At 52.9% G+C, this 18,664-nt stretch carries 17 protein-coding genes; 8 read left to right on the top strand and 9 right to left on the bottom strand.

Annotated features, from left to right (window positions below; genetic code table 11):
* Positions 1-80: 80 nt before the first annotated feature.
* The 8 genes from rpsA (at position 81) to HU718_RS21885 (ending at position 7,042) form a co-directional block, all read left to right on the top strand.
* On the top strand, positions 81-1,763 hold the full coding sequence (gene rpsA / locus HU718_RS21920; protein WP_007908431.1) for a 30S ribosomal protein S1: 1,683 nt from the start codon (positions 81-83) through the stop codon (positions 1,761-1,763).
* A 204-nt stretch (positions 1,764-1,967) separates the two neighbouring features.
* Positions 1,968-2,246, top strand: coding sequence for a hypothetical protein (locus HU718_RS21915; protein ID WP_007908433.1), 279 nt, complete (start codon positions 1,968-1,970; stop codon positions 2,244-2,246).
* 152 nt (positions 2,247-2,398) lie between these two features.
* Positions 2,399-2,695 carry an integration host factor subunit beta gene (gene ihfB, locus HU718_RS21910; protein ID WP_003189779.1) on the top strand — a complete coding sequence of 99 codons (297 nt, stop codon included), beginning with the start codon at positions 2,399-2,401 and terminating at the stop codon, positions 2,693-2,695.
* Positions 2,696-2,722: 27 nt separating this feature from the next.
* Positions 2,723-2,962 (top strand): lipopolysaccharide assembly protein LapA domain-containing protein, encoded by a 240-nt coding sequence (locus tag HU718_RS21905; protein WP_102899977.1) that lies wholly within the window; start codon positions 2,723-2,725, stop codon positions 2,960-2,962.
* A 222-nt stretch (positions 2,963-3,184) separates the two neighbouring features.
* Positions 3,185-4,261 (top strand): dTDP-glucose 4,6-dehydratase, encoded by a 1,077-nt coding sequence (gene rfbB, locus HU718_RS21900; protein WP_102899976.1) that lies wholly within the window; start codon positions 3,185-3,187, stop codon positions 4,259-4,261.
* Positions 4,258-5,151: a dTDP-4-dehydrorhamnose reductase gene (rfbD, locus tag HU718_RS21895; protein WP_186613824.1), complete on the top strand. Its 894-nt coding sequence runs from the start codon at positions 4,258-4,260 to the stop codon at positions 5,149-5,151. The genes rfbB and rfbD overlap by 4 nt, the downstream gene beginning before the upstream one ends.
* Positions 5,148-6,038 (top strand): glucose-1-phosphate thymidylyltransferase RfbA, encoded by an 891-nt coding sequence (gene rfbA, locus HU718_RS21890; RefSeq protein ID WP_027612427.1) that lies wholly within the window; start codon positions 5,148-5,150, stop codon positions 6,036-6,038. The genes rfbD and rfbA overlap by 4 nt, the downstream gene beginning before the upstream one ends.
* Before the next feature lie 29 nt (positions 6,039-6,067).
* Positions 6,068-7,042 carry a glycosyltransferase gene (locus HU718_RS21885; RefSeq protein WP_186613826.1) on the top strand — a complete coding sequence of 325 codons (975 nt, stop codon included), beginning with the start codon at positions 6,068-6,070 and terminating at the stop codon, positions 7,040-7,042.
* A 452-nt stretch (positions 7,043-7,494) separates the two neighbouring features.
* On the opposite strand, the gene HU718_RS21880 is transcribed toward HU718_RS21885, so the two are convergent.
* The 9 genes from HU718_RS21880 to HU718_RS21840 all read right to left on the bottom strand — a co-directional run bounded on the left by HU718_RS21880 (position 7,495) and on the right by HU718_RS21840 (position 18,657).
* Positions 7,495-9,453, bottom strand: a complete 1,959-nt coding sequence (locus HU718_RS21880) for a putative hexosyltransferase (RefSeq protein WP_186613828.1) — start codon at positions 9,451-9,453, stop codon at positions 7,495-7,497.
* A gap of 38 nt (positions 9,454-9,491) precedes the next feature.
* Complete coding sequence (locus tag HU718_RS21875) at positions 9,492-10,457, bottom strand: lysylphosphatidylglycerol synthase transmembrane domain-containing protein (protein WP_186613830.1); 966 nt, start codon at positions 10,455-10,457, stop codon at positions 9,492-9,494.
* Entirely contained in the window at positions 10,454-11,194 is a 741-nt protein-coding gene (locus HU718_RS21870; protein WP_186613832.1) for an SDR family oxidoreductase, read from the bottom strand. The genes HU718_RS21875 and HU718_RS21870 overlap by 4 nt, the downstream gene beginning before the upstream one ends.
* Positions 11,191-12,504: an FAD-binding oxidoreductase gene (locus HU718_RS21865; protein ID WP_186613833.1), complete on the bottom strand. Its 1,314-nt coding sequence runs from the start codon at positions 12,502-12,504 to the stop codon at positions 11,191-11,193. The genes HU718_RS21870 and HU718_RS21865 overlap by 4 nt, the downstream gene beginning before the upstream one ends.
* A complete protein-coding gene (locus HU718_RS21860) occupies positions 12,501-13,958 on the bottom strand; it encodes a UbiA family prenyltransferase (RefSeq protein WP_437180882.1) in 1,458 nt (485 codons plus the stop codon). The genes HU718_RS21865 and HU718_RS21860 overlap by 4 nt, the downstream gene beginning before the upstream one ends.
* 359 nt (positions 13,959-14,317) lie before the next feature.
* On the bottom strand, positions 14,318-14,779 hold the full coding sequence (locus HU718_RS21855; RefSeq protein WP_110720387.1) for a hypothetical protein: 462 nt from the start codon (positions 14,777-14,779) through the stop codon (positions 14,318-14,320).
* A gap of 2 nt (positions 14,780-14,781) precedes the next feature.
* Positions 14,782-16,005, bottom strand: a complete 1,224-nt coding sequence (locus HU718_RS21850) for an acyltransferase family protein (protein ID WP_186613835.1) — start codon at positions 16,003-16,005, stop codon at positions 14,782-14,784.
* Positions 16,006-16,292: 287 nt separating this feature from the next.
* Positions 16,293-17,231: an NAD-dependent epimerase/dehydratase family protein gene (locus HU718_RS21845; protein ID WP_186613836.1), complete on the bottom strand. Its 939-nt coding sequence runs from the start codon at positions 17,229-17,231 to the stop codon at positions 16,293-16,295.
* A 16-nt stretch (positions 17,232-17,247) separates the two neighbouring features.
* Positions 17,248-18,657 carry a glycosyltransferase gene (locus HU718_RS21840; protein ID WP_186613837.1) on the bottom strand — a complete coding sequence of 470 codons (1,410 nt, stop codon included), beginning with the start codon at positions 18,655-18,657 and terminating at the stop codon, positions 17,248-17,250.
* Between the last annotated feature and the right edge of the window lie 7 nt (positions 18,658-18,664).

Genomic DNA, 18,664 nt, shown 5'->3' with positions numbered 1-18,664 from the left:
CTTCTTCTATATGAAACTAACCCACACCGTCTGGGGTGTGGAGATGGGCGTATCCTTCGCCCTCATTTACAGGAATTAAAATGAGCGAAAGCTTTGCGGAACTCTTTGAAGAAAGCCTAAAAACCCTGAACCTTCAGGCAGGCTCCATCATCACCGGTGTTATCGTTGATATCGATTACCAGGCTCGCTGGGTAACCGTTCACGCTGGCCTGAAGTCTGAAGCACTCATCCCGCTTGAGCAGTTCTACAACGACGCTGGCGATCTGACTATCAATGTCGGTGACGAAGTTCACGTTGCTCTGGACTCGGTTGAAGACGGTTTCGGTGAAACCAAGCTGTCCCGTGAAAAAGCCAAGCGCGCTGAGTGCTGGATCGTTCTGGAAGCAGCCTTCGCAGCTGAGGAAGTGGTCAAGGGCGTTATCAACGGTAAGGTTAAAGGCGGCTTCACTGTCGACGTTAACGGCATCCGTGCGTTCCTGCCAGGTTCCCTGGTTGACGTCCGTCCAGTGCGCGACACCACGCACCTGGAAGGCAAAGAGCTGGAATTCAAGGTCATCAAGCTGGACCAGAAGCGCAACAACGTTGTCGTTTCCCGTCGCAGCGTCCTGGAAGCCGAGAACTCCGCCGAGCGTGAAGCTCTGCTGGAATCCCTGCAGGAAGGCCAGCAAGTCAAAGGTATCGTCAAAAACCTCACCGATTACGGCGCATTCGTCGATCTGGGTGGCGTGGACGGCCTGCTGCACATCACCGACATGGCCTGGAAGCGCATCAAGCATCCTTCCGAGATCGTCAACGTTGGTGACGAAATCGACGTTAAGGTTCTGAAATACGATCGCGAACGCAACCGTGTTTCCCTGGGCCTGAAGCAACTGGGCGAAGATCCATGGGTTGCTATCAAAGCCCGTTACCCAGAAAGCACTCGCGTTACCGCTCGTGTAACCAACCTGACCGACTACGGCTGCTTCGCTGAGCTGGAAGAAGGCGTTGAAGGTCTGGTACACGTTTCGGAAATGGACTGGACCAACAAGAACATCCACCCTTCGAAAGTCGTACAAGTCGGCGACGAAGTGGAAGTTATGGTTCTGGACATCGACGAAGAGCGTCGTCGTATCTCCCTGGGCATCAAGCAGTGCAAATCTAACCCATGGGAAGATTTCTCTGGCCAGTTCAACAAGGGCGATAAAATCTCCGGCACCATCAAGTCGATCACCGATTTCGGTATCTTCATTGGTCTGGACGGCGGCATCGACGGTCTGGTTCACCTGTCCGACATCTCCTGGAACGAAGTGGGCGAAGAAGCCGTACGTCGTTTCAAGAAGGGCGACGAGCTGGACACCGTTATCCTGTCGGTTGACCCAGAGCGCGAGCGTATCTCCCTGGGTATCAAGCAACTGGAAAGCGATCCGTTCTCCGAGTACGTTCAAGAGAATGACAAAGGCGCCATCGTTAAAGGCACTGTGAAAGAAGTTGACGCCAAAGGCGCCATCATCGTTCTGGCCGACGATATCGAAGCGACTCTGAAAGCCTCCGAAATCAGCCGTGACCGCGTTGAAGACGCGCGCAACGTTCTGAAAGAAGGCCAGGAAGTAGAAGCCAAGATCATCAGCGTTGACCGCAAGAGCCGCGTGATCCAGCTCTCCATCAAGTCGAAAGACGATGCTGAAGAGAAAGAAGCTATCCAAAGCCTGAAGGCTGAAGAAGCTCCTGCTGGCGACACCACCATGGCGGCACTGCTGCGCCAGGCAATGGCCAAACAGAACTAAGTTCTGCTTGATCATGAAAAAGGGCGACTTCGGTCGCCCTTTTTTGTGCCTGCGATTTAGTGTCCGCGGCTTGCATGATGGTTTTGGTGAAACCAATCTGGCTTCCGGGCGGTCTGTTTCTTTAATCGGATCAATCGTCTATTCACGTCTAAGCTTGGTCTTAAGCGTGTAGTCGTCGGGCAGTTGCCTGGCATAAGGAAGTGGATGAACAAGTTTATTGTCCTCATGGCTGTACTGGTTCTGGCTGGCTGTACCACGAGTGCCAAGACCCATGCCGTGCGTGGTGTCAGTGGTATAGAGGTCGACTGCTCCGGGTTGGGCTCTGGCTGGGAGAAATGCCAGAAGCGCGCGGCGAAGGAGTGCAAGGGCGCGGGCTACAAAGTGATCACGAGATCAGATGATGCCAAGGATGAAGATGAGTTTCCTTTTGGCTTCAACCCGGCGGGCTACGTGACGCGAACCATGCTGGTGATATGCCGTTAAGCATGCTGTGCCCTGTTTGTTGCTGTGATGCCCTGAAAACGGGCGTTTCGACGCGGTGGAAGATATGTCAATCCCTGGGCTGTTCAAAATCTTCCGGGCGTGCTAAAACCTTTCAAGCGCTGATCTAGCTGCTTGAAAAAGAAGGGAAAAATATGACGAAGTCGGAGTTGATCGAACGAATTGTCACCCATCAAGGGCTGCTCTCATCCAAGGATGTGGAGTTGGCCATCAAGACCATGCTTGAACAAATGTCCCAATGTCTGGCTACCGGTGATCGTATCGAGATCCGTGGGTTTGGCAGTTTCTCTCTGCACTACCGTGCACCGCGCGTTGGTCGTAATCCCAAGACCGGTCAATCGGTCAGTCTGGACGGTAAATTCGTTCCGCACTTCAAGCCGGGCAAGGAGTTGCGTGATCGCGTGAACGAAGAAGAGGAGGAGGGGGTTTGACAGTCGCTATCTCTCAAGGGGTTACTCATGCGTAACCTTAAGCGCATATTTCTTGGTGTATTCATTCTTTTACTGGTCTTGGCGATTCTGGCGTTTGTGCTGGAGAATCAGCAATCGGTGTCTTTATTGTTTCTAGGTTTGTCTGGGCCGCAGTTGCCGGTTTCGCTGGTCGTCGTATTGGCGTTGCTCATTGGCATGTTGATTGGTCCAGTGCTGGGCTGGTTTTTGGGACGCTCGTCCAGAGCTGCGCGCAAGCGACTGGTCTGAAGCGGCAAGGGGCGGGGCGTCTGTCGAAATTGCGCCTCTGCCTGTCTTTATCCATTAGTAAAACCATCATTAAGCTGTAAAATGCGTCCCTTGTTCGATCTTGCCTTATTGCATGTCGATTCAGACTGACTCTGACAGATGCCAACTGCGAGTGGCTTCTGCATTCATGGATTAGACAGCGCTCATCGGCAGCGCTGTCCGCAGCTCAAGGGTATCGTTCGCGTGAAAATTCTAGTTACCGGCGGCGCCGGCTTTATTGGCTCGGCAGTCATCCGTCACATCATTTCCAACACGTCCGATGCTGTCGTTAACGTCGATAAACTGACTTACGCCGGCAATCTGGAGTCCTTGGCAGAAGTCAGCCAGAATTCGCGCTACGCATTTGAACGAGTCGATATCTGTGATCGTGATCAGATCGACCGTGTCCTGCGCGAGCACCAGCCAGATGCAATCATGCATCTGGCCGCTGAATCCCACGTTGATCGCTCGATCTCCGGTCCGTCCGAGTTCATCCAGACCAATATCATCGGCACGTACACGCTGCTTGAAGCTGCCCGCCACTACTGGGCTGCGCTGGATGATGCGCGTAAAGCCAATTTCCGCTTCCACCACATTTCGACTGACGAAGTTTACGGAGACCTCGAAGGTCCGGAAGACCTCTTCACCGAAACCACGCCTTACCAGCCAAGCTCGCCATACTCGGCCAGCAAGGCCAGCTCTGATCACCTTGTTCGCGCTTGGGCTCGTACCTATGGTCTTCCGACTCTGGTAACCAACTGTTCGAACAACTACGGCCCGTGCCATTTCCCTGAGAAGCTGATCCCGCTGATCATTCTCAATGCACTGGAAGGCAAACCTCTGCCGGTGTATGGCAAAGGTAATCAGGTTCGTGACTGGTTGTATGTCGAAGATCACGCGCGCGCGTTGTACAAAGTCGTGACCGAAGGCGTCATCGGTGAGACTTACAATATCGGTGGTCATAACGAGAAACAAAACATCGAAGTGGTGCATACCCTGTGTGCGTTGCTCGATGAGTTGCGTCCTGATTCGCCCCACCGCCCTCATGCCAGCCTGGTTACTTATGTTCAGGATCGTCCAGGTCATGACGTGCGTTATGCAATCGATGCGAGCAAGATTCAGCGTGAGCTGGGTTGGACGCCGGAAGAAACTTTCGAGACTGGTATTCGCAAGACTGTCGAATGGTATCTGAATAACGCTGAGTGGGTTGAGCACGTGAAGAGCGGCAGCTACCAGCAGTGGATCGATCAGAACTATGCGGATCGCTCGAACAAGGCATGAAAATCCTTCTGCTGGGTAAGAACGGTCAGGTAGGTTGGGAGCTGCAGCGCTCGCTCGAGCCGCTTGGTCAGTTGATTGCGCTGGATCGCCAGACTGCCGATGGGCTGTGTGGTGATCTCGCCGATCTGGCCGCCGTGCGTGCGACGATCCGACAGATCAAGCCCGATGTCATCGTCAACGCCGCTGCGTACACCGCAGTCGACAAGGCAGAATCAGAAGCTGAGCTGGCCTTCATTGTGAACGGCCAGGCGATGCAGGTCTTGGCCGAAGAGGCAGCTGCTCTGAATGCCTGGCTGGTTCATTATTCAACCGATTATGTCTTCAATGGTACTGGTTCCGTTCCATGGCTGGAGACGGATGCTGTCGGCCCGGTGAATCAGTACGGTGCGAGTAAGCTGGCAGGCGAGCAGGCGATCATTGCGTCGGGCTGCAAGCATCTGATCTTCCGGACCAGTTGGGTCTACGCAGCGCGCGGCAACAACTTCGCCAAGACGATGTTGCGGCTGGCAAAGGACCGGGAAACGCTGAATGTTATCGCGGACCAGATCGGAGCTCCGACAGGGGCTGATCTGATAGCGGATGTAAGCGCTTTGGCCATTCGCCAGGCGTTGCAGCAGCCGGAGCTTTCAGGTGTTTATCACTTGGCGGCCAGCGGCGAAGTGTCTTGGCATGGGTATGCGGCTCATGTCATTGCATTCGCTCAGGCCAATGGGGAAAAACTTGCAGTAACGGCCGTCAATCCAATCGACACGACTGCTTACCCGACTCCTGCGCAACGGCCCCTGAACTCACGTCTTGATACCCAGAAGTTACGTGCCAAATTTTATCTACACTTGCCGGATTGGCAAAGTGGTGTGAACCGAATGCTTAGGGAAGTTCTGAACAAATGACCACGACAAATCGTAAAGGCATCATCCTCGCTGGTGGTTCGGGTACACGCCTGCACCCGCTGACCCTTGGCGTTTCCAAGCAGATGCTGCCGATCTACGACAAACCGATGATCTTCTATCCGCTGTCCGTGTTGATGCTGGCGGGGATGCGCGAAATCCTGATCATCTCCACGCCGGAAGATTTGCCTTGTTTTCGCAAATTGCTAGGTGATGGAAGCGTTTACGGGATCAAGCTGACCTATGCAGAACAACCTAGTCCCGACGGTCTGGCCCAGGCATTCATCATCGGTGAAGAGTTCATTGGCAAAGATCCTTGCTGCCTGATTCTTGGTGACAATATCTTTTACGGGCAGCACTTCTCGGACAATTTGCGTTCTGCGAGCACTCAGCAGACAGGCGCTACTGTCTTCGGTTATCACGTGTCTGATCCAGAGCGTTTCGGTGTTGTCGAATTCGACGAAACGGGCCGTGCTCTGAGTATTGAAGAGAAACCGCTCAAGCCAAAATCCAACTACGCCGTGACCGGGCTGTACTTCTACGATAACGACGTCGTCGAGATCGCGAAGGGCATCAAGCCATCTGAGCGTGGTGAGTTGGAAATTACTGACGTCAACCGTGCGTACCTTGAAAGAAAGACGCTGAGTGTTGAAATGCTCGGTCGTGGATTTGCCTGGCTCGATACAGGCACGCACGATTCGCTGCTTGAGGCCAGTCACTTCGTACACACCATCGAACAGCGTCAGGGCCTCAAGGTGGCTTGCCTGGAAGAGATCGCATACCACAACGGCTGGATCACTGCTGAGCAACTCGGTGCCCAAGCCGATGCGCTGAAGAAGACTGGTTATGGCCAGTACTTGCAGAAACTCTTGGAGCCAACTAATCGCTGAAAATGGCGATTTGATGCAAAGGATGTTTCGTGAGTGCTCGCCAAAATCATACGCCGGTAAAACCCCGAATCGCTGTTTTGCTGGCGGCCTACAATGGTGTGCACTGGCTAGAAGAACAGATTGAGTCAATTCGCCGCCAGACGGCGGTGGATTTGACGATTTACATCAGTGTCGATCCATCCACTGATGGTACCGAGCAGTGGTGCGCCGCGAGCGCTGCGAAGTACTCCGACATAGTTCTTCTGCCTGTCTCCGAGGTGTTCGGAGGCGCTGCTCGCAACTTTTTCCGCCTGATTCGTGACGTCGCGTTCGACGGTTATGACTATGTTGCGTTCTCTGATCAGGATGATATCTGGGATACAGACAAGCTCGAGCATTCTGTCCGGATGCTGCAGAGTCATGGCGTTGATGCGTATTCCAGTAATGTCACCGCATTCTGGCCAAGTGGCAAAACGCTTCTGTTGGACAAGGCGCAGTCTCAGGTGGAGTGGGATTATCTATTTGAGGCCGCTGGTCCCGGCTGTACTTATCTGATGAGCCGCAAGGTCGCCGACCCGTTGAAGGCATTAATGCTTCAGACTTGGGAGAGGCTTCAATCTGTGTCGCTGCACGATTGGTATGTCTATGCCTTTGCGCGCAGTGCGGGATATAAATGGTTTATCGACTCTCGCTCAACGTTGCGTTATCGCCAGCATGAGAGGAATCAGGTCGGCGCTAATACCGGAATAAAGTCGCTTGTTTCGCGGTACAAAAGCATTAACAACGGATGGTGGTTCTCTCAAGTCAAACTCATCGCATCGCTGGTTGGTTTGGATGTGCACCCCTTTGTTTTGCAATGGCGGGCGTTGGGCAGGCTGCAACTTCTATCGCTTTCAATGAGTGCCTTGAAGTGTCGGCGGCGGGCGCGTGACAAGTTTTTATTCTTCTGTATTTGCTGGATCAATGCAGCAATGTGGCAGCCTCTACAATGTGCTGATAGCACTATCACCGCTGCGAAAAAGTAAGGTTCTACGAGGCGTCTCTCGCGTGAGTGAGAGCCTGTCTGTCAGGTGCGAAGCGACGTCTTTCAAGCCTTGGGATGTATCAGTGGCCTGGTACTCTGAAAGCGCTATCTCCTTCTCTTCATTTATCGATAAAAATGCATGCGACCTCATCAGTTCAATGATGGGCTCATGCCTGCGTGCCCGGCCGAGGAAAGACCTGATGCGTTTCCAGGATAAGTGGGTTGCTACCGAAACACTGTGGTTGCCCAGAATGAAAAATCCTCGATAGATGCATTTCCACCTATCGAGGATTCTTGGGAAGTGAGGTCACTGCAGCGTGCTGTCAGTGCCTTAAAGCGTTGTTTTGGCAGCGGAGGTTATCAGGTCAACTGATAACCTCTCGATGGCGTGTTTTTCCACTCACACCCGAAATTGATCCTGTTTCAAAAAACGGAGAATTTCTGGATGTCTCTTTAATAGCTGGCCGACAGATCAACCCAGTTGTTGTTGGACATTCCGTTGTTATCTACGGAGAACCTGTAAGGTCGGCCCTTTGAGTAAGGAAGGTCGACAGACAGCGAAGTCCCCACTTTGATAACGCTTCTTTCCTTGAAAATTTTGCCATCCAGATAGATCGTTACGCCGGCGGTCGCTCCACCACTGGCCACTGCGCTGTCGGGAACGCCTTTGGAGATGGCGACCACTACTGGCAGTGTTTTGCCGGGGCTGGTGATGAGGCTAGACACTTCCAGATTAAAGGAGGTCGGTGTGTCCCCAGGATGCACGAACAATGTCTGGCGCTCGGTGTTTTGGCGGACGATGCCGTATTTGTCTCCAAGCACCGGGTCACTGACATATTGCCCGATAGGCAGCAGGTTCGAGGTGTTCTTGCGATAGAGTTTAGCGCCGCGGCCGAGAAGTTTCGTCCAGAAATCGGCATCGAACTCGCCCACGAAGTCATAATTCATGATGATTTCAGGGATGGTGCAGGCGCTGTAAGAACTGCCCCAGCTACATACGATGTATTTCGGATTGTATGTTCGATTTGTATAAGTTTTATCGCCTTTCAGCAATGCAGTCGCGACGCCAGGACTAATAAGCCCAAGTTCATCCACAACCGTGAATTTTGGACCCAGTTGCATGCCAAAGGAGCCCGGTTCGGCCATTTCGATAACCGTGCCATCGGGCTCTGCTTTTTTGAGGTATTGCGCAATGTCGTAATAGGCTTTGGTGTGTGGGTTCACGTTCTCGCTGGTTAGCCAGAACTTGATATGCGCAATGTTGGCCACCAGCAGGACTGCCGCGCACAATGCAATGAACAGGGCGGGTTTGGCGTTGGTTGTCTGGGTTTCATTATTCTTGCCGGCCAGTGCACAGAAGCCGCAAAAAGCGATAATCATCAACGAAAAAACGGCCGGGATGCCATACCATCTCCAGAACGTTACGTTGATTGAAATGTAAAAACCGATGCTGATGACCAGAAATACCAGCCAGCATGTCCCGATAAAGGAATGTTGTTTCTCGATGAATGCCGTTGGGGCCGGTTTTTTCGAGCTGAACAGGTTTATTCCGAAAAGAACAACACCTACTGAAATCGCTACACCAGCGATCCAGCTGATACTGCTGGATACATAACCAAGGATGCTTTTAAGGTTGTAGGTCGGGAAACCGCCAATAAGTATTTGCGCTTTTTTTGCATCCATTGTTCCCGGTGATATGCGCCCGTAGTAACTATAAAGGAACAGCAACCATGGAATTGCAATCAGGAAAAAGCCACACGCAAACTGAATCAGTTGTTTGTTGGTGAGCGCGCGGCGTAGGCCAAGATTGTTGAACAGCATGTAGGCGCAGCAAATGATCGGTGCGAAAAGCACAGCATCGGGCCTGAAGGTAGTCGCAATGGCTACAATGATTCCCGCCGCAAGCATTTTTTCATAGCTGGCGAGGACAACGCCTACAAAAGCAAGCGCGAGGAACGCATAGGTTTCATGGCCTGCGACCTCATTGAACGAATAAGCGGTGAACAGGGAGACTGCCAGCCCCAGCGTCATTAGTGCTGACGTGGCAGGCGAGCTGCGTCTGGCAGAGATACAAAAAGCGAACAGTGACGTGATGAGCAGCGCCAGGGTAGAGATCGCGACCGAAATGTTTTGAGTCGACAAATCCAGATGAAGGGTCGACGCAAGTTTGTTGAATGTAGCCAGAACGATTGCGTAACCTGCTGCCGTGGTGCCGTAGTACTTTTCCCCAACGTTAAAAGCCAGGCCGTCACCCTGTGACAGGTGGAAGGCATAACGATAGGTAATGAAAGAGTCATCGACAGAGTAATTCTGATTTCGTAAGTAGTACGCAACCGCCATTGCGATCAATAGTCCGATGACTATGATCGCGCTAATAAGGCCTTTGCGCGCTAATTGCCCCTGACCGCCCATGATGAATCGCTCCTGAAAGAAGTCGTTGAATTAATAAATTATGTTTTTTGGGTGGGAAGTTCGGTCCGATTCCTGGTGGTCAGGAATAATGCACCGACTCCCACAGCGAACCACAAGGTGGCTAGCCGAATGAGCACTGTTGCAGCGACAGCATCGGAGCCGGGCATGCCCTTCCACACGAGCAAGGCGACCATCACTGCTTCAGCGCCTCCCAGACCGCCAGGCATGAAGCTGAGGGCTCCGGCAAGCATGGAAACCGAATACACGAATATGGCAAAAGTCAGCGGTATTTCCGCCCCCATTGCATTGAGTATCCAATAGAAGGCAAACGCTTCTGCGCCCCAGGCCATCACGGTCAGCAGAGTGGCGACCAGCAGCGTCAGTGGTCGGTGACACAACTGTGCCTCTAGCAGAACATTGAGCAGGTGACGGGCCATTGCTTTAAGGTTGCCGCCTTCGCGAGGCAGCTTTTGTGCCATGTACACAATGAGCTTGCGCTGCGACAAGCCGGTAAAGACCACACCGACCAGTACGACCCCCGCGATAATCAAAGGAAGCGCTTGTGGGTAAAGTGTCAGGCCGAACAGTGCAAGCAGCACTACGGCAAACAGGTCGTTGAGCCGTTCACTGAAGAATGCCGCAAAGCTCTTCGCATAGGGCACGCCCAAAGGTTTAAGCAGTACGCCACGCATGGCTTCACCCGCTTTCCCGGGGGTCGTGGTCAGGGCAAAGCCGGACAGGTAGATTTTCAGGCTCGGACGCCAGGGCACCGGATGGCCGAGCGCCTTGAGGTAAATCTGCCACCTGAGAAACCTTATGGCGTAGTTCAGCGAAGACATCGACAGCGCCAGGGTGACGCCCATTAAACCGACTTGGGCGACGGCATTGACGACTGCCTCCCATCCGCCCCACAAGGAAAACCCCAGATAGCCCAGCGCTGATGCGACGATCGACAGAACGACTGCTCTGTATCTCCAGCCTGATAGATAAATGCCCTCGCTCAAAGATTCAGCCTCTTGAAGACTGCCTGAGGCACGCATCGGATAATCAGCATGATCAGTGCCCAGAACCCGGGGGTGTAGAGGACGGCAGTCTTGCGTTCGATACCAGCGACGATGCTCTTGGCCACCTGTTCGGGTTTGGCTACGAGCGCAGCAGGCAGCGGTAACCCTTGAGTCATCGGGGTATCCACAAAGCCGGGTTTGATGGTGATCAGATGTACGCCAACTTTGAACAGGCGCGCTCTGAGGCCTTCGCAAAAACTCGAGACCGCAGCCTTGGCCGCACCGTACAGATAGTTGGACGGACGTCCGCGATCACCGGCAACCGAAGAAATGACAGCCAGCGTACCGCAGCGTTGGCGTTCAAACTGATTGGCCAGTAGGGTCAAAAGAGCGATTACGGATGTGCCGTTGTTAGCAAACTCCTTGAGCGCCACATCGACATCCTGCTCGCAGACTTTCTGGTCTGGCAGCGTGCCATGGGCGATCAGGGAGATGTCGATCTGGTGCAGCGCAGCAAGGCAGCTGTCGATCATCGCAGGATGCGCGTTGAAGTCGTTGGCATCCATGATGTGAATAGTGACGGATTTTGCACCACGAGCACTCAGGTCTGCACGGGTCTGTTCCAGCTTTTCTTCGTTGCGCGCGACCAGGAAAAACTCGCAGCCCTGGGCTGCCCAGATTCTGGCACACGCAGTAGCAATGGCCGATGTGGCTCCAACAATCAAAACTCGTTTCATTTTGTCACTCGTTTCCAGAAGCGGGACATCAGGGAGGGATCGCGAAGGGCTTCCAGTCGCTCCCAGGCGGGATAGGCTTGACGAAAATCTTTCCCGCTCATATGCGCATCCTTGGCCGGATAGAGTCGTCCACCCGCTTCGTGCACGATGGCATCGAGGCGTGCGAACAGGGCGGCCAAGTGTTTGTTTTGAGGGAAGTCCAGGGCGAGCGAGGTTCCCGGGATCGGGAAGGACAGCAAGCCTGGCGAAGTGATTTCCCCGCAACGCTTGAGCACGGCCAGAAAGGAACCTTGGCCTGATTGTGCGATAGCGCTGAGAAGTTCGCGAATGGCGACCTCTGCCACTGGCTGAGGTATCACGCATTGGTACTGCTGGAAGCCCCGACGACCATAGATCCGGTTCCAGTGATCAATTCGATCAAGCGGGTAAAAGAAGGGTTCGTAATTCACCCGTTTGCGCGTCTGTGTGGCGGGATGCACTCGCCAGTACGCTTCATTGAACGTATGTAATGAAAGTTTGTTGATCAACGAAATCGGAGGTGTGATCGGCACGAACAACTTGCTGCGCTCTTCGACGGTTTTAGCGCCATATTCCGCATGATCACCCACAAAAAATACGCCACGACCGGCTTGCGCACCTTTGGCCAGACAGTCAATCCAGGCGACGCTGTACTCGTGCTGGTGGTCCAGTTCCGTGGACAAGGCGAAAAAATCCGCCAGATTGTCAAAACGTACCGCGCTGCTGTCGATCTGACAGGACTTGATCGGTATCAATTGGATCTCGGCCCAGATGATCACCCCTGTCAGACCCAGGCCAGCGATGGTGGCAGCGAACATTTCAGGAGCTTCGACCGGCGAACAGGTCAGCAGATCCTGATCATGACGTTGCAAACCCAAACGTCGCACATGATTGCCGAAGGTGCCGCGCACATGATGGTTCTTGCCGTGCACGTCATTGGCAATCGCGCCCCCCAGCGTAGCGAACTGAGTGCCCGGTGTTACTGGCAGAAACCAGCCCCGCGGGATGGCAACGGCGAGGATCTCGGCGAGCGTGATGCCTGCTTCTGCTGTCACAACACCCCGTTGCCAATCGACTTCGATAAAGCGATTCAAGGTCCGCATGTGCAGTACGTGATCGCTGTCGGCCAGACAGCTATCGCCATAGCTACGGCCATTGCCGTATGCCAGGGTGCTACCGAACTCGGAATTCAGGCAGTCCAGTTGCTGAGGTACTTCGCTTTTCCAGGTGCAGCCGTGAGCGGTCTGTGGGGCCGCAGGATAGAGGCCCCAGGAAAACAGCGGTGAACTCATGATGCTGCCCAGAACACGAGGCAGAACAGCGCCCCTACCACCAGGCTGATTCGGTCGCGTACGGCAAATACAACAGGGTCATCGTGCATTTGTCCGCGATGGGTGAGCATCCAGATCCGGGTAATCCAGAACAGCAACAATGGGCATGCCAGCCAGATCAGTTGGGGCCGGGCATAGAGTGCGACGGTACCCTGATCATGGATATACAGCGCAAGTACCATCACAGCGAGGTAGCCGGATGCGGCGCCCAGGGATGAAATCATTTCCAGGTCGTCGGGGTAATAACCGCGGCCGCGGGTTTTTTCCGTATGCCCCTTGCGTCGGGCTTCACGTAACTCGGCATAACGCTTGACCAGCGCGAGGCTCAGGAACATGAACATCGAAAACGCCAGCATCCAGAAGGTCAGTTCCAGGTTCAGGGCCGCGGCGCCGGCAATAATCCGGATTGTATACAGCAAGGCCAGCGCAATGACGTCAATGGCCATTTGCCGTTTCAGTGACAATGAGTACGCAAGCGTGAGTATGTAATAGGCCGCCAGTACGCCACAAAACTCCCAGGGGAGTAATAGCGCCGCACCTGTGAACGCGGTGATCAATAAAAGAGGAAACGCGAACAGTCCGAACTTTATGGACAGTCGTCCCGACGCGAACGGGCGATGACGTTTGGAGTGGTGATGGCGGTCGTCCGCCAAGTCCAGCAGGTCGTTGAGCAGGTAAACGCTGGAAGCGCACAGACCGAAAAGCAGGAACGCTATAAGGCTCTGCCAGAGCATGTTCAAATTGGTCAACTGATGCGCAGCCAGCATCGGAGCAAGAATCAACAGGTTCTTCATCCATTGATGCAGGCGCAGTGCTTTGGTCCAGTCCTTGATGGCCGACGGTGCGGTGCGAATGACTTGTTCGACATTACCCTGAGCTCGCGCTCGACGCTCGACGCCGGACTCCGGATCGACCACGTAGGCCATTCGTGCCGCGGCCCAGACGGAGATATCGTCATGGGAGTTGCCGATATAGTCGAAGCCTTGCACGCCATAATGCTCGACCAGCAGATCTCGCTTGCGGTGGGACGACAGATTGGTCTTTTCGTCGGACGCCAGCACGCTGTCGAACAAATCAAGATGCTCGGCAATGCGCTCGGCCAATGAGTGATGGCTTGCAGTCGCCAACACTACCGAACGACCTGCACTGCGGGCGGTTTCGATCAGCGCGATAACTTCCCGATTGTATGGAAGAACGTTGACATCGATATGAGTCGCATTGGCCAGCCTTGATTTCAGCGTGGCTTTGCCGTTGGCCAACCATTTGAATGGCTTGAGCAATTGCAGTGGGTGACTGCGCAAGAAGGCCATACCGGTTTCGAGCAACAGATCGGAGCGCAACAGAGTGCCGTCGAGGTCAACGACAAGGGGTGGAGCTGAGCCGGTCACGAGGGTTCTTCCCTGAGTGCTGGCCAGCATTAAGGCTTGTCCCAGCGTAGTGAGTCGAGGAGAACAGCGCCGCTGGGCGACAATCAATCAGTAAGGCCAGCGGGTATTCATTAAGCGCGCGAACATAGCACGAACAGAGCTTTTTTTCATGGGTTGAAGGGTACTCCAGATTTTTTTCTGCCCTTCGTCGGGGCTCGGTCTCATCTGTAAATGCTTGTGCGTTTTCTGCTGTTTTCCATTGCGGGAAGCTTCCTCGCGAATCCATTCAGGACGACTTGATTGCGTGACCAGGAGCTCCTGCGGTGATCTAATCAAGCGCGCACCCGTCCAGGAACGGGTGCTTGCAAGATCGAGGCGTCGGATGGGCAGGACGCCATCGCGTTGTTTTAGCGAGTTGGGAAAATGGCGCGATGGTCATCCCAGTCCGCCCTGCCTTCCTGAATCTGAATCAATTGGCCGGGAATCGCATAGGCGGCAATGCCCAGCGTCTCGGATTGTTCAAGTGCTTTATCAGGGATAGGGAATCTGCATTCGAGAACTTTGTCGCCCTGGCAATATTTTGCCAGGGGGAAATCACCCGCGTTGATGAGTATTTTTTGATTCGAGTCATTCAGGTGAATGGCGAAAATCAGACCAGCCTGCGTTCCGGGGACGAGCTTGAAAAATACAACCTTATGCTTGTCCTCTGTGTCAGTGGGTTGATAGCTAAGATTGGAAATCGTCGTGCCGTCGATGAAGATCACTTTGCCATCGACCGATTTTGACTTTTCAATGCTTGCCATGGAGTAAACCATGCTGGTGGTGATGGCAATTATTGCTATGGCGGGGAGCAACCAATACTTTTTCATGTTCAGAACCTGTTCAAGTGGAAGGCTGCGACAGTGGCAATCAGCACCAGTACGCAACTGATCGCAACTGGACCATAACTGGATCTGAGGTTGTCCTTCACGGAGGCGTGACGGCGATCCCAGGCATTCATGATCAGATGCCTGCAAGGGTCTTCAATGCCTTTATAGAGGAGTGCCGATGATGTGAGCGCTACTATCCAGAATATTGCGTACCCAGTCAGCCCGTACGGCTTGATCGCTGCGGTGTATGGCTCAATGAATGTGATCAGAATCGCGTGAACGAGGTAAAGGGAGAAGCTGATTTCCCCCAGAAACACCAGCGGTCTGGTCGAGAGCAGTGCCCCGATCGGCCCTTTGCTCAGTGCAAAGACGAGGATCAACGTTCCCCAAATGAGCCAGATACCCTCCCGCTGGAAGTAGTAACCGGCGGCGGTTCCAAATGTATCGGCGATACGTGTAGGGTTGCCAGCCAGCAACATGCCTGCGACGACCAAGCCAAGTGCCATCAACTCTAAATACAGCCAGCCCAATTGACTGGCTTTGAACTCATGAATCGCTGGCGTCATGAAAACCTTGGCCAGGAAAATACCAAACATGAATTCAAATACCCTGACCAGCGGGTTGAAATAGAGGGTTCCGAGCAAACTGACGCCGTTGTAATTGTCGGTAGACTTCAACTCCAAGGCGTTACCGGCCCAGATAAATGCCACGACAACCAGGGTTGCAGCAAAAAACAGCTTGGCCCAGTGTTTGCTCCACAACCCGATGAGTAGCGGAAACAGAAGGTAGAAGAACATTTCGTTGGAAATGCTCCATGCCACGCCATTGAATGACAGGGCCCATAGTTTCAGTGGAATCCATGATTGGACCAGTGTCAGGTTTGAAATCAGGCGCAGCATGCCTGTCTCGCCACCAAAGTAGGTGTACCGGTCAAAGTGGAAAATCAGGCCTATCCAAATGATGCATGTCACTAAATGGAGCGGCCAGACCCGGGCAAACCGGGCAACCAGAAACCTCTTGATCGACCCGTCCTTTGAAAAGTCTTTGTAGTTGTACGCCAGAATGAATCCGCTAAGCACGAAGAAAAATGAAACGCCCTGACCCAGAGGAGCAGCCTCGGCAATCCCGAATGACCCGAATATCGGGTGCGCATGGGTAAGCACGATCATCGCAGCAGCGAAAAATCGCAGGGACGTCAGCGCGTCCAATTTGTGCTTAACGTTCACAATTCCTACCAGGATAAAAAAGGGGGGGCGTATGGTATCGCTATGTCATGGCATTTTAAAGATCGCAGGGCGAGGGTGCTGATTCAGAAATCACTGGTGTTGGCGGTCGCGGTGGGAGCGGCCGAGCAAGTGGATGAGCTCATCACGCGTTGCCCACGTTCTGAATAGTTGTGCTGAGCGTGCCCCTGACATTGACTTCGCCAGTGGCCCGTATCGGTTTGGACTGGGAAAGGACAAGCCTGATGAGCTTGTCGCTCCCCCATGATATGGAAGGCGGATTTACCCGGTTACTTTGTTGAGCGCTTGCTTTCGATATACCAGGCAATCGTGCGCTTCAGGCCTTCCTGAAGGCTAAACTCTGCTTTCCAGCCCAGTTCCCGTTCAGCAAGAGAGCATTCCAGCACATTAACGGGGACGTCAAATGGTCTCGCTGGAAGAAAGTTTCTCGCGACAGGCGTGTCGGTAATTTTTTCGATAAGTTCTATTAGAGTACTGAGTGCAGTACCTTCGCCAGAACCAATGTTGAAAACGGTTTTTGGCCCTGAATACTTCAGTGCTTTTGAAAATGCATTCGCGATATCTTTTATGTATATATAGTCGCGAGTCACCGAACCGTCGCCCCAGATATCGATTGATTGGCCGGCGGTTGCGCGGCTGACGAAAGCGGCTATCGCGCCTTGAGCAGTTTCGATTCTTTGTCTTTCACCGTACGGGTTGGCGACACGCAGAATGACCGGCTTTATCTTATGAAGCTTGCTGTACAGATAGAGATATTTCTCAATGGTCAGCTTGCTTATTCCGTATGAGACTTCAGGGTCTGTCGGGTGCTCTTCAGTCAAGGGGCACTGTACAGGTTTGCCGTATACGGTTCCGCCTGATGAAATAAAAACAATTTGCTGAACGTTCTGCTCAACCATAACGTCAAGCATGTTTAATGTGGCGATGACATTGGTCTGAATGTCATAAATGGGATCATCGTTGGAAGATTTTGGCAGGGTGGTGGAAACGAGATGGAGCACGCCGTCGACGCCAGTGATCGCTTCTTCAAGGTCGTGTTTGCTCTGCAAATCTCCCGAGATCCATTCAACGTTTTCGTGGGGTTCGAACGCTCTGTAGGGCGGCACGCGAGGGCGTTCGAAAATTCGTAGACTGTGCCCTTCTTCCAGCAGTTTGTCCGCGATCGCAGAACCGATAAACCCACCACCGCCAAAAATTACGTATTTCATGATTTATTCCAATTATTCATGAGGATTTGATGAGTTCGGCATAAACGCCTGAAAGTACATTCACATAGGCATCTAGCGATTCACCTGCCATCCTTCCCTGGCTCTGATTGTGGGCCGGGTCATTTACCATTGCAAGACGAGACTCTATTCGTTGTGCCAGTTGTCGGGCGTTACCGGGCTCAAATACAGCTACGTTATCGTCCTTGCCCAAGTACTCCGTTATGCCCGTTACATCACTGGCAATGACCGGTGTGCCGCAAGCCAATGCGTTCAATAGCACAAGCGGTGCGTTCTCTCTCCATGTCGAGGGTATGACCAGCGCGTCCAGAGAACTCAAGATGTTGCCAATATTTTCATGGGGGAAAGTGCCCATGAATCGGACGCGCTTATCTTCCTGGATAATGGATTCGAGCGTGTTGAAGTATTCCGGATATTGTTGTTTGTCACCGTAAACTAAAAAACGGGCATTGACGTGCGGCAGCGATTTGATCGCCTGCATGAAGATGTGGCAGCCCTTATGTTCCGTCAGCGTACCGATGAAGCCAAAGGTTGCAGTTGTTTTAGTCGGTGTAGCAAGGTCCGGTTCTTTAGGGTGAATCAGTGGTGGTTGAATACCGTACCTCAGGCGCTGGATTCTGCTTTGTGGAAGTCCCGTCTGGAGCAATAATTTTTCTATAAATAATGTCGGCGGCAATATTCTGTCGACTTTTAATAGCGCTTCTGTAATAACTTTTTTTCTATTGCTCAAATCAACCAAGGGGGAAACAAGTCGTTTCAGTGGAGTGTTGATAAGGGTTGAGGCGGTCAGAGCAATAGATGAAAACATTAATTGAGGTGTCAATGCCAGCAGGGTACGAGTTGTTCCCTTTTTGTTGTTGATGGCAACATGTTTTAAGCAGTTTCCGGCCAGCAAGTTCGGGCCTGTGCATTCAGCCTTTCCCCATGGCTTTACTAGTTGGCAGGATCGACAGCTTATCCAGTAATCGGTCGGTGTATAGACCGTCGGTATTTTCTCGTCAAAACAAGCGTTCAGTGCTGCGATCGTCAGGTTCTTCAGATGAAAAAAATGCACCAGATCCGGCTTGAGTTGTTCGAGAAGGACTCTGAATGGCTGGTAGATGGAAGCATTGTGGTACTCGTCGATCATTCGGGTGCGGGAGAACTTTCCCGGTGCATAGGGAATGTTGAATTGATGCACAGTAAAGTCTTTGTATACGTATGTTGAACGCTCTAGCGACTCGATATCGTCTAGTTTTGCTGTGACGATTTCGACTTGATGGCCCTGTGCTCTTAGCGCTTGAGCGGTCGATAGAGTCAGGACTTCTGTTCCCGCAGAAAAAAACGGAAAAAACTGGTGAACGCATAAGAGGATGCGCTTGCCGATGGCCAATGGCTTATCAGATTGCATGGTGATGAATTGTTTCATGCATTTT

It is taken from the genome of Pseudomonas tensinigenes, from assembly GCF_014268445.2.
GTDB lineage: Bacteria > Pseudomonadota > Gammaproteobacteria > Pseudomonadales > Pseudomonadaceae > Aquipseudomonas > Aquipseudomonas tensinigenes.
This window is presented reverse-complemented; position numbering and strand designations above follow the sequence as displayed.

Excerpts from the sequence above, each read along its gene's own strand:
- rpsA (WP_007908431.1), top strand. The coding sequence starts at position 81 with ATGAGCGAAAGCTTTGCGGAACTCTTTGAAGAAAGCCTAAAAACCCTG.
- HU718_RS21915 (WP_007908433.1), top strand. The coding sequence starts at position 1,968 with ATGAACAAGTTTATTGTCCTCATGGCTGTACTGGTTCTGGCTGGCTGT.
- ihfB (WP_003189779.1), top strand. The coding sequence starts at position 2,399 with ATGACGAAGTCGGAGTTGATCGAACGAATTGTCACCCATCAAGGGCTG.
- HU718_RS21905 (WP_102899977.1), top strand. The coding sequence starts at position 2,723 with ATGCGTAACCTTAAGCGCATATTTCTTGGTGTATTCATTCTTTTACTG.
- rfbD (WP_186613824.1), top strand. The coding sequence starts at position 4,258 with ATGAAAATCCTTCTGCTGGGTAAGAACGGTCAGGTAGGTTGGGAGCTG.
- rfbA (WP_027612427.1), top strand. The coding sequence starts at position 5,148 with ATGACCACGACAAATCGTAAAGGCATCATCCTCGCTGGTGGTTCGGGT.
- HU718_RS21880 (WP_186613828.1), bottom strand. The coding sequence starts at position 9,453 with ATGGGCGGTCAGGGGCAATTAGCGCGCAAAGGCCTTATTAGCGCGATC.
- HU718_RS21870 (WP_186613832.1), bottom strand. The coding sequence starts at position 11,194 with ATGAAACGAGTTTTGATTGTTGGAGCCACATCGGCCATTGCTACTGCG.
- HU718_RS21865 (WP_186613833.1), bottom strand. The coding sequence starts at position 12,504 with ATGAGTTCACCGCTGTTTTCCTGGGGCCTCTATCCTGCGGCCCCACAG.
- HU718_RS21855 (WP_110720387.1), bottom strand. The coding sequence starts at position 14,779 with ATGAAAAAGTATTGGTTGCTCCCCGCCATAGCAATAATTGCCATCACC.
- HU718_RS21845 (WP_186613836.1), bottom strand. The coding sequence starts at position 17,231 with ATGAAATACGTAATTTTTGGCGGTGGTGGGTTTATCGGTTCTGCGATC.
- HU718_RS21840 (WP_186613837.1), bottom strand. The coding sequence starts at position 18,657 with ATGAAACAATTCATCACCATGCAATCTGATAAGCCATTGGCCATCGGC.